The organism is Enterococcus sp. DJ147D b (genome assembly GCF_058216655.1).
Genome location: NZ_CM177104.1, coordinates 1,166,257 through 1,179,775 on the forward strand (window position 1 = coordinate 1,166,257; position 13,519 = coordinate 1,179,775).

A 13,519-nucleotide genomic window follows, 5' to 3' on the forward strand; every position below is an offset into this window, starting at 1 on the left:
TCTTTTTCATTTCTTTCTCTAAGGAATAAAAAAGATTTACTTCTACTTTAGGAAGGAAGTAGTAGCCGCCAATTAAATTAAAAATCTATACACGTTTTCAGGAAGCCCATACAAATTTGTTAATTCCTCAACTTTTCTAGGGTATTTATCGTTGTCTTCTTTATAAAGAGAAACAATGAGATTAGCAGCAAAACAATTTGCTTCGCTTTCAGACTTGCTTCTCGAGTTTCTTGTCGATACATAATAACTAGAGATTTCTTTATGAAATAGGGCATGTCCAAGTTCATGCGCACAAATGTAAAATCTTTCCTCAGAATCCTTTAATTCTTCATTTAAGAATATGAAAGCTTGTCCACGGATTTCTTGAAACTGTCCCTTTGGATTTTCCAAGAAGGGGACATACTTGATTTCTATTTCCATTTTCTCACTTATGACGAATGGATTAACAGAGTTATATTTTCGCTTAATATCTCGAACTAACTTGATAATGTCCATTTCCATAAAATCACTTCTTTTTTTCTCTATCTTTTTTTACAAGATCCCAAAAAGTACCAGAAAGTATATCTTTTACACGTTGAATTTGCTCAGGTGTTAAGGTTTCTCCACCATATGCCATGTTCACGTTCGATTCTAAAAGTTTATCGAGTTCGATTATTTCATCATCAGTCGCCCACTCTGGTGTTTGATTTCTCCCATGAAGATAATCAAGTGTTACACCAAAATAATCAGCGATTTTGTTCTGTAAATCAGCGTCTGGAGTGCGCTTACCTTGCTCGTAAGATGCATATGTGGTTTTTGCAACACCCAAGATGTTAGCCATATCTTGTTGAGTAAGATGTTTCTTTGATTTACGCAATTCTTTAAGCCTTTCAGCAAACATACAAATCGACCTCCTATTTCTATTCTACTATTACAAATTGCGTACATAAAGAGAAATTAAAAAAGTATCAAAAAAAGAGTACTTTTCTATTTACAAAGTACTCGATATGTATTATTATAAAAGTACGCAAAACGTATTACTTTTTTGAAAGGAGATATATCATGACTAAATGGCTAAAAGAAAAACGTGAAAAACTTGGGTTCACTCAAGAAAGTTTTGCCAAGCAAGTAGGTATAGCGAAAACAACGTATTCATCTTATGAACAAGGACATCGAACACCTTCTGTAGCTACTGCACAAAAAATGGCGGAGCTATTAGAAGTTCCCTGGACAATTTTTTTTGATGATGAAGTACTCGAAACGTATGCTAAAAGGAGGTGGTCAAATGAAAGATGAATTAAGGTGCAGTGAATGATGTCCGTATTAAGGATATCTATTTGACTTTATAAACAAAAAGCCCCTCGTTGAGGGGCAGTACATAAGATTTCTTGGGAAAATATTGACAAAAGTTTTTTTTTGTGAATCAACCATGTGTATGATAATATGAAGAAAAACAAGGGTGATATAGAGGTGAGTTTAACATGCTAAAAGTTATGGATATTGCAGATTTTATTTTAAAAAATAGAATTGAGGAAAATGATCCTATTACGAATTTAGAACTTCAAAAATATCTATATTTTGCCAATGCTAAATTTTTGTATGAAACAGGGGAGCCTTTGTTCGAAGAGCCAATAGAAAAGTGGAAGTTTGGCCCCGTTGTTGGCGAGGTATACCATGAATACAAAGATAATAGAGCAAATAAAATTACAGAACTTAGCAAGCATGAGAGTATTAACTTTATGGATACAGGAATTAAAATCATAGAAAATGAATTTAATGAGGAATCAATCCCCAATGATATTCAAGAAAAACTAATTTCGGTCATTAATAATTTATCTAAATACGATTCATTTGATTTAGTTGAAGAAACTCACAAGCATAGTGAATGGAAAAACGATGAGGAAAAAATTCTTAATGGAGTTTCTCATCTTGTCTATAATCAAGATGCATTAAAAAAATATTTTGAAGAACATGAAGAAGCAAGAATATGGCAAAAGTAAAAGATAGTAAAAATTTATCAGAATATTTTACTCAAATAGTGTTAGAGGCTGATAATGAAAACTTTTTAACTGACAATGAATCCTATATAGTTTTTCTTCTGAAAGAGATAAACGAATGGAATAGTCTTTCCCCATATGATTTATTGACTACTTACATTTTTGAGAATGATATAGACAATGCTGAGGAGTTAATTGCCCTTTTTGATTTTACTGAAGAAATATTCAAAAATAATGTCGAAAGTTATAATGACTATGGAAATGTTGAACATTTTTTTGACTCAATACGAAGGCATATAAATTTAGCGGTTATTCAGCAAAAACATATCGTAGCAAGTTCAAAAGCTGCACTAGAAATTAGTAAAGAAGCCGAAAAAAATATAAATCAAACTCAAGAAAAAATAAAAAAATTAGAAAAAGATTTAAATAAAGCAGAAGAAACAATTGATAATATGGAAACAATTAAAGGTAGTATATACACAGAATTTATAGCTATTTTAGGAATTTTTTCTGCTCTTATCTTTGGGCTATTTGGTGGATTTGATGGTCTATCCAAAGCAATTGTTAGTTTAAGTAGCAAATGGTCTATGGGGAAAGTTTTAACAATAAGTTCTGGAATTATGCTGTGTTTAACGTTATTGATATTCGCTCTACTCCAATGGGTTGCTAGAATTACTGGTAGAAAACTAACTTCTTGCGATTGTTATAAAGAAGGTAGAGAATGTACTCATTCCTTATTTAGAAGACATAGAACTTTATTTTCCATTATTTTTTCTTTTATTTTTATTTTTATTTTAGGCGAATATATAGAGTCTTATGAATATATATATGGAATATATGATTTTCAACAAAATCATAGTACAATTTTTGGTGTTTTAGCTTGGGGAATACCAGTAATATTTATTGTAATAATGATAGCAGTAGCTTGGTTCATATTAAAGAAGCCCAAAACAACAAAGTCAACTACCGAAAACCAGTAAAAATAAAAAAGCTCAGTCATGAATAATTGACTGAGCTTTTTTATTTTTCGCCAACACCATATTCACCTTTACGGTAGGAGGCTAAATTATGAACTGTCCTGACAGAAACAGCTAATTTCTCAGCAACCTCTTGTGTCGTAAGCAAGTAACTCATTAACTTTAAAGGTAATTCATGAGCGTTATACAAGCAATAATTTCTTTTTTGGTACATAATTGTTTAAACAAATAAGAAAGGAGAATTATAATGAAAACTTTAGATATTATTGCATTAACTTTGTTGATTGTGGGAGGACTGAACTGGTTGTTGGTAGGCCTGTTCGAATTTGATTTAGTTGCGACGATCGCTGGTGGTTCAACAACCATTTTTGCAAAGATCATTTATGTTGTTGTAGGTATTTGTGCAATCTACTGCTTAAAATTCTTTCCAATGATTAACAGAAAAGTTGATGAAACACATTAAAAAGCTAGCATTTTTTATGAGCCTTCCGATCTATTGATTGGATTGTATGCATTTATTCTCCAAGTAATAACCTTAAGGGACTATCTTAATTTATACTTAAGATAGTCTTTTTTCTATGCTATATTTCATTTTGCTTCTTAAGTAAAACAAGTAAATCCTCAAATGTCATTAGTTTATGCTTTGTATACTTCAAACTCTTAATGTTCTGTTCATAATCTTTACTGTTCTGGTTCTGGTAAATATTTAAAAGTAGCATACGTTATAATAAGTCAATATTTTTACTCCCCTTACTTTTTGTAAAGTTTGAATGCGAATAAACTATAAAAAATAGCCTCTCTTTTTAGAGAGGCAATACTTTTCTATAATTAAATGAAAAAAGCTTATTTATTTCGCCATTTTTTCGCCTAATTAAAAAATATGATACCAACTTTTTTAGTATCTATAAGTATTTATAGAGAAAGAGGTTCTTAATAAAGAAGTTGGTATAATAGTATTTATAGATATTATTAGGTAATAATAGAACTTTGTGAATAACGAAAACTTATAGGAAGCCTTCATGGCTGTTCTGAAAATGGATGAGGATGAACCGAAGAAATAGTAAGGGGTCTAGCCGTTGAGCTAGACCTATTTTTGCATTTTTCCACGACTTTCCCACGGTTGTATGGGAAATAAATTTATTTTTACATAACCATACGCTAACGTTCGAGTCTAAAAGTTTATCGAGTTCGATTATTTCATCATTTACGATTTAAGAAGCCTGTCGACTAAATAATGACACTGGACATACGTTGCTAGCAAATCACATTTTGATAAGACGGCGTAGTAGCAAAAGGAGAGAGTACAGATGCAAATGGTTGGAAATATTCTAACGGAACGAACTCTTAATTATTTTGTATGATAAAATGTAAATATATATTTTTTAGGAGTTGTTTTTTTGAAAAAAGTTGCGTATAGAAGAAAAATTCAAAATGTTTTTTTTCACGATGATGGTGATACTTTTGACATAGAATATTTTGATGGACAGTTAAAAATCAATAATACAAAAAACTTAAAAGAAGGAGACATTCTTGATTTTGAAGATGATGAAGACGATATAAAAGATACAAATAACGAATATTTTGACATAAGTAGTGTTTTTGAAGCTAAAATTTACAAAAATAAGTTTAGCAGTAAATCAATATATATAAGATCTAAAAACAGATTTGTTTTAAAAAAATTTATTGTTGAAGATGATTCTTACCTTTTTCAAATTGACTTTAATTTGTCTCGAGCAAGATTACCGGTTAGCAACTTGTTTATCTCAATTGAAAATAGTAATCCATCTATGTTGAATTTAAGTATGCTTTTAACACAATACAATATAAAAAATAACACAATTACTTTCAGTGTAAAAAAAGATCACTTAGACAATTTCTTTGCAGATAGTAATCAAGTAGCCAGCTTTTTTGTTGGAGAAAATGAACCCGCGTATCGTGTATTCTCTCCTAAAGATGAGACTAGCAATATCTCAAAAGGAGTTTTTGGAGAAGCGCTAATTAAGTCAACATATCGAACCAAGGTATTTGTTTTAGGTTCTTGTTATAGCAGAAGACTTTTTACGTCAACTGAGTATTTCAATAAAAATTATAAAGATTTTTTTGACGTGACGGGTACACAATTTCAATCATCTTTAATTGCCATTACACAAAAAAAACAAGTAGAAAAATTTTCCCATGATATTTTTGTGGATCAACCAAAATCAGTTCAAACGAGTGTTAAAAATGAACTTGAAAATTCATTTTTTTACAATCTTAAAAATTTGGACATAGACTATTTAATTTTGGATATTTACGCTGATGTAGATAGAGGTATTTGCTTCTTGGAAGATGATAAAATAGTAACATTTTCAAATTATGTTTCGAATAAAACATCCTTTTTAAATGGTAGAAAGTTTCAAACGTTAGCTCCACTAAATAGTTTTGGAAAATATAATGAATTATTCAAAAAAGCAGTAGGCGAATTTAGAAAAGAAATATTGAGCATTTTGCCAGAAGAAAAACTAATTTTGAATCACGTTGTACTTGCCACCGAGTATTTTGATGAGAAAGGGCAAGTTAAAAAATTTGTTAAACGATCATCTGAGATAAGAAATAAAAATATTATTTCAGAAGCATTTTTTAATATTTTAAAAAACGAATTTCCTCGTGCCCATGTCGTGAAAACTGATAGTAGAAAATATAGGGCTTCAGCGAAATCCCCTGACGGCTTGACTTATAATCATTATGAAACTGAATACTACAAAGATAAAATGACTGAAATAAAAAAAATAATAGAATAAAAATTAAGGCGTGCTCAATTGAGTACGTCTCGATAAACAGTTAAATTATTGACTGTCCCGACAGAAACAGAGAGTTTTTCAGCAACTTCTTGTGTCGTATAACCACTAGCCAACAGCCTGTTAACCGTGTTTTGACTATTTTTTACTTGGCGTAGACATTCTAGTTGAAGTTCAGTAAAATAAAGGCGTTGCCGTGGGAACCTTTTTCACATCATCTAATTCCAAAAAAATTCTAGTCTCTCGCAGCGACTCCCAAGTACTCTTAGCTCAGTTGGTCAGAGCAGACGGCTCATAACCGTCCGGTCGTAGGTTCGAGTCCTACAGGGGACATAAATGGAAATATATTTAAGGAGGTAGAGGAATGGCTATTACTGTAAATATTTATTATAGTGGCACAAATGGAAATGCAAAAAGATTTGCAAAAGAAATGATTTTAACTGGAATTGTAGATGATATACGTGGAGAAGATGGTAATATTAAATACGAATACTTTTTTCCAATGGATGATGAGGAAACAATTCTTCTAATTGATAGTTGGATAGATCAGAAAGCATTAGACAAACATCATGATTCTCCAATGATGGCTCATATTACTAAACTTAGAGAAAAATATGATTTGCATATGAGAGTCGAAAGATATGTGACAGATATAAACGATATTTCTACAAAAGACTCCGCATTTATAAGAAAATAAGGCGTTTATTTCACTAAAAAAAGCACCTCTTTAAATTAGATTTTTAGTCTAATCTTTTGGGGTGCACATCATTTTTTGAGGGGCAGTACATACACTATCTATTGCATTTTATTCACCTTCACGGTAAAAAGTTACATTATTAACTGATATTTGAATCTACTAAAAGCCCTCAACCCATCAACCCTGGCTGAGGGCTTTTTTTGTTCTGCAATTAACTGTTCTAGTTCTTGAATATCTTCTATAATAGCTTGTTTTCTAATAAATGAGCGCATGTGCGAACGATGACTAAGATATTTATTGCACTCTTTATTTTTTTATTACCAACGTTTGTTAGCTTCAGTTTGTTTATTTTTAGTCATCTTTATTTCACCATTCTTTCGCCTAAATAAAAAAAGATGAGAGCAACTTTTCTAGTATCTATAAGTATTTATAGGGAAAATGGTTCTCAATATAATAGTATTTATAGATATTATTGGATAACCATAGAACTTTGTGAATAACGACAACTTATAGGAAACCTTTGTTTTCGGCGTTCTTAATCCAAAGTCTTTTCCATCTTGAACCATAACTCAACAGTTCGATTTTTTTATCGAAGTCTATATCTGTCACATCAAACCACAGACTTCAACACGCCGAAAATCCGTTTGAAAACTTATTGTCACAGGTAGGTAAAACGAATCACTTTGAGAAATAGCAGAAGAGAGGATTTGGAAATCTTAATTCAATATACCTTTTATATTTTATAACAGAAAGTGTCTGCTTTGAAAAACACCTATTTAATTCTTCATTTAGCAACTTTTTTTGCTCTTTGAATGAAGAGTAAAAGAGCTTAAGATAGTGCAACAGCAAGGACAACCGTTTAATACTTAATCACAAGAATATCTATTTTCCAAGTCATTTAGCATTGTTTTGATTTCTCTCGCATTCTTCTTTCCTGTCCCAAGAGAAGTAATTAACTGATCACAAACAGAGATGATTTCGGTTTGTTCATCTGGTTGATCAAGGGTATCTACAATCGATATTTCTGAATTTTTATTTACCTCGTTTAACATACGTAGAATGGCTTCTAATGAATATTTCGCATCTCGTAGAGTTTTGATGATTCGAATAATGTTTACATCTAGATTTGTGTAGTAGCGATGACCATTGCTTAGTCGTTGTGATCGTAGCAAGCCATTTAGTTCCCAATTTCGTAGTGAGTCCACCGAAACCCCTAAAAGTTCAGAGATTTCTTTGCGAGAGAATGATTTTATTGAAAGATGATAATTCATATGTAACAGTAGTTCACCGCTAATTTCAGCGGCTTTTTGTGCTTTTTTTAGTTCTTCATCAATAATTTGCTGGTAGCAAAGTAGCTGATGGTGTGCTTCGAAAAATTCTTTCTTAGCGGCAGCTTTGACCATTTCAATCATGGTTTTGCGTAAGTTTGAATGAAGCAACTCAATTTGAAAAGCTTTTCTGGATAGTTTGATTAAGTCTACATGAAAATCTGTATATACGCGATAACCATTTGGCAATCTCTGAGGCTGCGGAATTAGTGCCCATTCTTCATATTTACGAATGGTGTTGGGATGAAGGCCAATGATTTTTGCAACCTCTGATGTGCGGTAGGTATTCATAAAAGGTAGCTCCTTTAAAGATTTTTGCTAAAAACAACCCTACACTATACCACCAGCTTTTTCAAGATTGCTAGAATCAAGGTAGGGGATGAAATGTGGAAGGAATGAGCATGTTTACAGACTATGATTCAAGAAATTTAGAGCTAAATATAAACATTTGGGAATTATACAGTGTTGATGGATGATTCGATGAGTATGAAGTTTATACATCACAAATATGCTTCATCAATTGGTATTTTAGCAGAGAACTCTTTGAAATTAAAATATGAGGAGGTTACAAATGAAACAAAATAAAATCGAAAAACAGTCACAGACATGGTGGTGTAATACTGTCCTGTTTATTATCAGCCAAGGAATCACTTTGTTTGGATCATCTATTGTACAGATGGCCATTATTTGGCAAGTGGCATTGGAAACATCTTCTGGATTATGGGTAACCTTGCTTACTCTAGCATCCACTATCCCACAAACGATGATATCATTTTTCGCGGGTGTATGGGCAGACCGCTATCCCCGCAAACGACTGATTATTATAGCCGATGCTGGGATCGCAATGGTAACCCTTTTGCTGGCGTTGATATTTTTGCTTGGAGGGACCTCAAACGTTCTGATGCCGCTTATTTTGGTATCGGTGCTACGCTCCCTCGGTGCAGGTATTCAAACGCCGGTGGTTAGCGCGGTCATCCCACAAATCGTGCCGGAAGAACATTTGATGCGCTACAACGGCATCAACAGTAGCATGATGTCCATTGTGCAGTTTGCCGCCCCGGCAGTAGCAGGAGCTTTATTATCTCTTGGTTCCTTTCACTGGATACTGCTGTTTGATGTGGCAACGGCTGTCATTGGTATTTTCATCCTGTGGTTTGTATCTATCCCAGTACAGAAGAACTTGAGGCAGGAACAAAAGGATAGCTTTTTTGACGATATGAAAGCAGGCATTTCCTATGCGGGAAGCGACCGACTAGTAAGAGAGGGACTGCTTACCTTTGGCACCTTTATCTTCCTCAGTGTACCCTCTAGTTTTTTGACGGTACTCATGATTGAGAGAACTTTTGGTGAAAGCTATATGTATCTGACAGTGAACGAAATGGTGGGCTTTGTGGGGATGGCGTTGGGAGGTATTTCATTGGGTATTTTGGTGGGCATTCAGGATAAAAGGAAGGTACTCTCATTAGGTCTGTTGGGTTTTGGGCTATTTTCGTTGGCTATCGGCTTCACGTATACCTTTTGGCTGTTTGCGACATTCATATTTCTGATGAGCTTTTTCATCCCAATGGTGCAATCGGCAATCACAACAATGCTACAGGAAAATGTACCAGAAGAAAGGCAGGGAAGGGTTTTTGGATTACTGGGAGTTATGTACAGCGGATTCATGCCCTTAGGAACGGCGTTGTTTGGACCATTGGCTGATGTGCTCAAAATCCAGTGGATGGTGATTGCTTGTGCTGGATTGATTCTATTACTTGGACTGTATATTTTGATGAAAAAGCTATAGAAATGAATACTATATAACTCAAAAGTGAAAGACAATAGCTACTTACGAACGGCTTTTTTATTGGTATGATGGTGTTGGATTTCACTGCTAAGGATATTCTGATGTTAATGAGTAGTTTTGCATAGATAACTTCCCCAAGTAAGTAGCATTAGTATATCTGAAGAAATGTTTTTGTTTTAAGAATAGATGTTAGGTTATACTTTTAATCAGATAGAATGAAAACGAAAGGGTGTGAATCAATTTTATATGGAAATTAGGTTATTAAGATATTTCTGGACAGTTGCTCAAGAAGGGAATATTTCAAGAGCAGCTAAACTATTGAATATCACTCAACCAACTTTAAGTCGGCAGATTCGTGAATTAGAAGAACAAGTGGGAATGCCATTATTTCATAGAGAAAAAAATCAGCTTTTTCTTTTGCCAGAGGGGATTTTTTTAAAGGAACGAGCTGCCGAGATTCTTCAGTTAAATGATAAGTTAGAACAAGATTTTTCTAACAAGAGAAAAAAACAGTTGCAAGGAACGATTGTCATAGGGTGTGTGGAGGCCGATAACTCAGATACCATGGCGATGATGTTAGAAGAGATGGTGAGTGATTATCCCGATGTGCGCTTTAATATTGTGACTGGAACTAGCGATGATATCAGTGATCGCTTGGAGAAGGGGCTCCTTGATTTAGTCGTTTTATTAGACCCCATTACACTTAATGATGTGAATGTTTTGAAATTACCTAGAGAAGAAAGATGGGGATTTTTAGTTTCAAATGAATTGTTTATAGCAAAAAAGGATAAACTTACACCGAAAGATATTATCGGCTTCCCGTTATTATGTTCGAATCGGATAGAAGTACAGAAATTATTAACTTCTTGGAGTGGCAAACCCTTGGATCAACTAAATATTATCGGCAATTTCAACTTAATCTTTAATATTTTTTCATTAGTGGAAAACAAAGTAGGTGCTGCCCTCACGATTGAAGGTGCAGTGTCCAAACGGCAATTAAAAAATTCAACATTTATTCCGATGGAACCAGAGGTCAAAACGAACTGTATGCTAGTATGGAAAGAACGGATTCAAACACCAGTCGTTCAAGAATTTATTACTCGTTTCAAACATGCTTTTGGAGCATAGTGGTATATGGAATAAGCATTAGACGTAAATAAAAATGGGTTGTACGATGAGGACATCAATCGTACGACCCATTTTTATTTGTCAAGGAGGAATCAAATTGAATCCAGTTGTGGTCTACTTCTCCCATGCCGGTGAAAATTTCATCAATGGGATTTCAAAAAAAGTTAGCATGGGTAATACAGAAGTGCTGGCCCATAAAATTGTCAACCGGCTTAATTGCCCTTTGATTCAGTTAAAGGAAATGGCATGCTATCCAGAGAGTTACGATGAAACCGTGAAGTGTGCCGAATATGAGAAAAAAGAAAATAGGCGAGTTGCCTATCAGAAAATCGAACTGGATCGTTCAAAAATAGATACGCTCTTTCTTGGTTATCCCAATTGGTGGGGAAGTTATCCAAGGATTGTAGCAACATTTTTAGAAGATTTTGATACAGATGGGCTAGCCATTTATCCCTTTTGTACCCATGAAGGTAGTGCGTTTGGCAGTAGCATGAATGAGCTTAAAAATCAGTGTCCGAATGCAGATATTCGTAGTGGACTTCCTGTTCGTGGTTCACGAGTTGAACGAGCTGATGTAGCAATTGAAAATTGGTTGCTTGCCTATAAATAGAAAAAATATCAAATCCATGGAGGAATGTAAAATGGCAAAAAATGAAGAAGTAAAAAATGGTGTGATCTTTCCAATCGGAGAAAGAAATGATGCCTATGCGCAATATTTTATTGGACAAAGTTACTTACAAGGTTTGATTTCTGATCCAAAAATTAATGTGGGTGTAGCTAATGTGACTTTTGAACCAGGCTGTCGCAATAACTGGCATATTCATCATGATGGTTTTCAATTATTACTTGTAACAGGGGGCGAAGGTTGGTATCAAGAAGAAGGAAAATCTGCCGAATTCTTAAAAGCAGGCGATGTGATTACCACACATGACGGGGTGAAACATTGGCATGGTGCTACCAAAGACAGCTGGTTTGAACATATTGCGATTACTGCCGGCACTCCGGAATGGTTGGAACCTGTAGATGACCAATGGTATGAAAATTTAAAAAAATAAAGGAGGAGAATATTGATGAAAAAACAAACAGCAGGAAGAGAACAGTTAGGTGAGTTTGCACCACAATTTGCGGCATTAAATGATGATGTGCTTTTTGGAGAAGTGTGGGCGAAAGAAAATGAATTGTCTGCACATGATCGGAGTATGATTACTTGTTCCGCACTTTTAGCGATGGGTGCTCCTCAGCTTGAGGCACATCTGAAAATTGCGAAAGAAAATGGTGTTACCAAAGAAGAAATCACTGCTTTGATTACGCATTTGGCTTTCTATGCTGGTTGGCCTAAAGCTTGGAGTGGATTCTCAATGGCGAAAGAAATATTTGCAGAGTAGCTTTTGGAGATAGAAGCTGGTTATCTTATTACTTTGAATAGGATTAAAATAAAAGAATAGAATTTATCAAAGGAACACTGTATGGTTATAGGATGAATTCATTCGATTCACAAGATTTTGTAACATTTTTTAGCTAGAAATTAAACAAAGAATTCAAAGGAGAAATAAATATGATTTTACAAGAAAATTATTCATTGAATAATGGAATGTTGATTCCAAAAGTAGGCTTTGGAACATGGATGATTGATGATGACACAGTCGTTCAAGCAGTTAAGGATGCTTTAGAAATTGGCTACCGTCATATCGATACAGCTCAAGCTTACGGAAACGAGCGTGGGGTTGGTGAGGCTATTCGGAATTCTGGAATTGACCGTTCAGAAATCTTTTTGACAAGTAAAGTAGCTGCGGAACATAAAACTTATGAGACAGCAGCAAAATCGATTGATAAATCATTGGAAAAACTTGGGTTAGAGACAATTGATTTGATGATTATCCATGCTCCCCAACCTTGGGATGAATTTAGAGAAGCCAATTATGATGAAGGAAATGTGGCAGCTTGGCAGGCATTAGAGGAGGCAGTGAAAGAAGGCAAAGTTCGTGCGATTGGATTATCCAATTTTAATCAGCATGATGTCGAAAATATCTTGGAACATGCCACTATCAAACCAGCAGTCAATCAAATTCTAGCACACATTTCCAACACGCCATTTGAACTAATTGATTTTTGTAAGGAAAACGACATTTTAGTAGAAGCTTATTCACCCGTTGGACATGGGGAGTTAATGAAAAATGAAGAAATAAAAGAGATTGCTGAAAAATACGGCGTTTCCGTTCCTCAGCTTGCGATTCGCTATTGCTTGGAACTTGGATTGTTACCTTTACCAAAATCAGCAAATAAAAAGCATATTAAAGCTAATGGAGAACTTGATTTTAATGTATCAAATGATGATTTACAGCTGTTGATAAAGATGGAAAGAATCGATAATTATGGAGATTCTAGTTCGTTTCCCGTTTATAGCAAATAATTTACTTATTTGCTATTTACGAATAATCATGATGAATTTCATCATAATTATCAGCTCGAGCTGTTAAATCTATAGGCAGTTGTTCAATCAAAATCATTATGCATGTGTTTGTTCATCGTCATTCATAGCTATATATAACATATCTATGAAAAGTAAGATAAATCTATTGGCCTTAACCGTTTGTGAGGTGTATAGACATTTTTTGTCTGTATGCCTTTTTTATTTTTTTTGAAAAATGCTCACTCCTAGATTGCAGTAATAATGGAAAGGGATAGAAGCAAAAAGAGTTGAATGAATTTTTTTAGTAGGAGAATTTTTGGGTGACTCATAGGAACCCCACATTCGACACGCGTTTGGCAGTTTTTGTATTCAAAGGACGCAGAGCGGAAAAATTGAAGAAATTGATGAGTTGACTAATATACTCAATATTGTTAAACAGG

At 34.0% G+C, this 13,519-nt stretch carries 15 protein-coding genes and 1 tRNA gene; 13 read left to right on the forward strand and 3 right to left on the reverse strand.

Going from position 1 to position 13,519, the window contains the following annotated elements; genetic code table 11:
- Positions 1–72: 72 nt before the first annotated feature.
- The gene (locus AC4BD1_RS05595; RefSeq protein ID WP_490485959.1) at positions 73–501 is read right to left on the reverse strand and encodes an ImmA/IrrE family metallo-endopeptidase; all 429 of its coding nucleotides are present in this window, start codon (positions 499–501) and stop codon (positions 73–75) included.
- Positions 502–505: 4 nt separating this feature from the next.
- Positions 506–880, reverse strand: a complete 375-nt coding sequence (locus AC4BD1_RS05600) for a helix-turn-helix domain-containing protein (RefSeq protein ID WP_490485960.1) — start codon at positions 878–880, stop codon at positions 506–508.
- 161 nt (positions 881–1,041) lie between these two features.
- On the opposite strand from AC4BD1_RS05600, the gene AC4BD1_RS05605 reads away from it, so the two are divergent.
- The 7 genes from AC4BD1_RS05605 (at position 1,042) to AC4BD1_RS05635 (ending at position 6,427) form a co-directional block, all read left to right on the forward strand.
- Positions 1,042–1,275, forward strand: coding sequence for a helix-turn-helix transcriptional regulator (locus AC4BD1_RS05605; protein WP_490485961.1), 234 nt, complete (start codon positions 1,042–1,044; stop codon positions 1,273–1,275).
- A gap of 185 nt (positions 1,276–1,460) precedes the next feature.
- Positions 1,461–1,979, forward strand: a complete 519-nt coding sequence (locus AC4BD1_RS05610) for a Panacea domain-containing protein (RefSeq protein ID WP_490485962.1) — start codon at positions 1,461–1,463, stop codon at positions 1,977–1,979.
- Positions 1,967–2,956, forward strand: coding sequence for a hypothetical protein (locus AC4BD1_RS05615; RefSeq protein WP_490485963.1), 990 nt, complete (start codon positions 1,967–1,969; stop codon positions 2,954–2,956). Before AC4BD1_RS05610 ends, AC4BD1_RS05615 begins: the two co-directional genes overlap by 13 nt.
- 244 nt (positions 2,957–3,200) lie before the next feature.
- The gene (locus AC4BD1_RS05620) at positions 3,201–3,416 is read left to right on the forward strand and encodes a DUF378 domain-containing protein (RefSeq protein WP_490485964.1); all 216 of its coding nucleotides are present in this window, start codon (positions 3,201–3,203) and stop codon (positions 3,414–3,416) included.
- A 934-nt stretch (positions 3,417–4,350) separates the two neighbouring features.
- On the forward strand, positions 4,351–5,733 hold the full coding sequence (locus AC4BD1_RS05625) for a DUF6270 domain-containing protein (protein ID WP_490467198.1): 1,383 nt from the start codon (positions 4,351–4,353) through the stop codon (positions 5,731–5,733).
- A gap of 256 nt (positions 5,734–5,989) precedes the next feature.
- Positions 5,990–6,063 (forward strand) — tRNA-Ile (locus AC4BD1_RS05630).
- Positions 6,064–6,094: 31 nt separating this feature from the next.
- Positions 6,095–6,427, forward strand: a complete 333-nt coding sequence (locus tag AC4BD1_RS05635) for an antibiotic biosynthesis monooxygenase family protein (protein ID WP_490467199.1) — start codon at positions 6,095–6,097, stop codon at positions 6,425–6,427.
- 866 nt (positions 6,428–7,293) lie between these two features.
- Here AC4BD1_RS05635 and AC4BD1_RS05640 read toward each other — a convergent pair.
- Positions 7,294–8,046: a MerR family transcriptional regulator gene (locus AC4BD1_RS05640; RefSeq protein WP_490467200.1), complete on the reverse strand. Its 753-nt coding sequence runs from the start codon at positions 8,044–8,046 to the stop codon at positions 7,294–7,296.
- Between the two features lie 280 nt (positions 8,047–8,326).
- On the opposite strand from AC4BD1_RS05640, the gene AC4BD1_RS05645 reads away from it, so the two are divergent.
- The 6 genes from AC4BD1_RS05645 (at position 8,327) to AC4BD1_RS05670 (ending at position 13,079) form a co-directional block, all read left to right on the forward strand.
- Complete coding sequence (locus tag AC4BD1_RS05645) at positions 8,327–9,541, forward strand: MFS transporter (RefSeq protein ID WP_490467201.1); 1,215 nt, start codon at positions 8,327–8,329, stop codon at positions 9,539–9,541.
- Positions 9,542–9,787: 246 nt separating this feature from the next.
- Entirely contained in the window at positions 9,788–10,669 is an 882-nt protein-coding gene (locus tag AC4BD1_RS05650) for a LysR family transcriptional regulator (RefSeq protein ID WP_206908991.1), read from the forward strand.
- A 97-nt stretch (positions 10,670–10,766) separates the two neighbouring features.
- Positions 10,767–11,279, forward strand: a complete 513-nt coding sequence (locus tag AC4BD1_RS05655) for a flavodoxin (protein WP_490467202.1) — start codon at positions 10,767–10,769, stop codon at positions 11,277–11,279.
- A 31-nt stretch (positions 11,280–11,310) separates the two neighbouring features.
- A complete protein-coding gene (locus tag AC4BD1_RS05660; protein ID WP_490467203.1) occupies positions 11,311–11,724 on the forward strand; it encodes a cupin domain-containing protein in 414 nt (137 codons plus the stop codon).
- Between the two features lie 15 nt (positions 11,725–11,739).
- Positions 11,740–12,054, forward strand: coding sequence for a carboxymuconolactone decarboxylase family protein (locus tag AC4BD1_RS05665; protein WP_206908997.1), 315 nt, complete (start codon positions 11,740–11,742; stop codon positions 12,052–12,054).
- A 170-nt stretch (positions 12,055–12,224) separates the two neighbouring features.
- The gene (locus AC4BD1_RS05670; protein WP_490485965.1) at positions 12,225–13,079 is read left to right on the forward strand and encodes an aldo/keto reductase; all 855 of its coding nucleotides are present in this window, start codon (positions 12,225–12,227) and stop codon (positions 13,077–13,079) included.
- Positions 13,080–13,519: the final 440 nt, after the last annotated feature.

Coding starts and splice junctions, on each gene's coding strand:
- AC4BD1_RS05595 (WP_490485959.1), bottom strand. CDS start 501: ATGGAAATGGACATTATCAAGTTAGTTCGAGATATTAAGCGAAAATAT.
- AC4BD1_RS05600 (WP_490485960.1), bottom strand. CDS start 880: ATGTTTGCTGAAAGGCTTAAAGAATTGCGTAAATCAAAGAAACATCTT.
- AC4BD1_RS05605 (WP_490485961.1), top strand. CDS start 1,042: ATGACTAAATGGCTAAAAGAAAAACGTGAAAAACTTGGGTTCACTCAA.
- AC4BD1_RS05610 (WP_490485962.1), top strand. CDS start 1,461: ATGCTAAAAGTTATGGATATTGCAGATTTTATTTTAAAAAATAGAATT.
- AC4BD1_RS05615 (WP_490485963.1), top strand. CDS start 1,967: ATGGCAAAAGTAAAAGATAGTAAAAATTTATCAGAATATTTTACTCAA.
- AC4BD1_RS05620 (WP_490485964.1), top strand. CDS start 3,201: ATGAAAACTTTAGATATTATTGCATTAACTTTGTTGATTGTGGGAGGA.
- AC4BD1_RS05635 (WP_490467199.1), top strand. CDS start 6,095: ATGGCTATTACTGTAAATATTTATTATAGTGGCACAAATGGAAATGCA.
- AC4BD1_RS05640 (WP_490467200.1), bottom strand. CDS start 8,046: ATGAATACCTACCGCACATCAGAGGTTGCAAAAATCATTGGCCTTCAT.
- AC4BD1_RS05645 (WP_490467201.1), top strand. CDS start 8,327: ATGAAACAAAATAAAATCGAAAAACAGTCACAGACATGGTGGTGTAAT.
- AC4BD1_RS05650 (WP_206908991.1), top strand. CDS start 9,788: ATGGAAATTAGGTTATTAAGATATTTCTGGACAGTTGCTCAAGAAGGG.
- AC4BD1_RS05660 (WP_490467203.1), top strand. CDS start 11,311: ATGGCAAAAAATGAAGAAGTAAAAAATGGTGTGATCTTTCCAATCGGA.
- AC4BD1_RS05665 (WP_206908997.1), top strand. CDS start 11,740: ATGAAAAAACAAACAGCAGGAAGAGAACAGTTAGGTGAGTTTGCACCA.
- AC4BD1_RS05670 (WP_490485965.1), top strand. CDS start 12,225: ATGATTTTACAAGAAAATTATTCATTGAATAATGGAATGTTGATTCCA.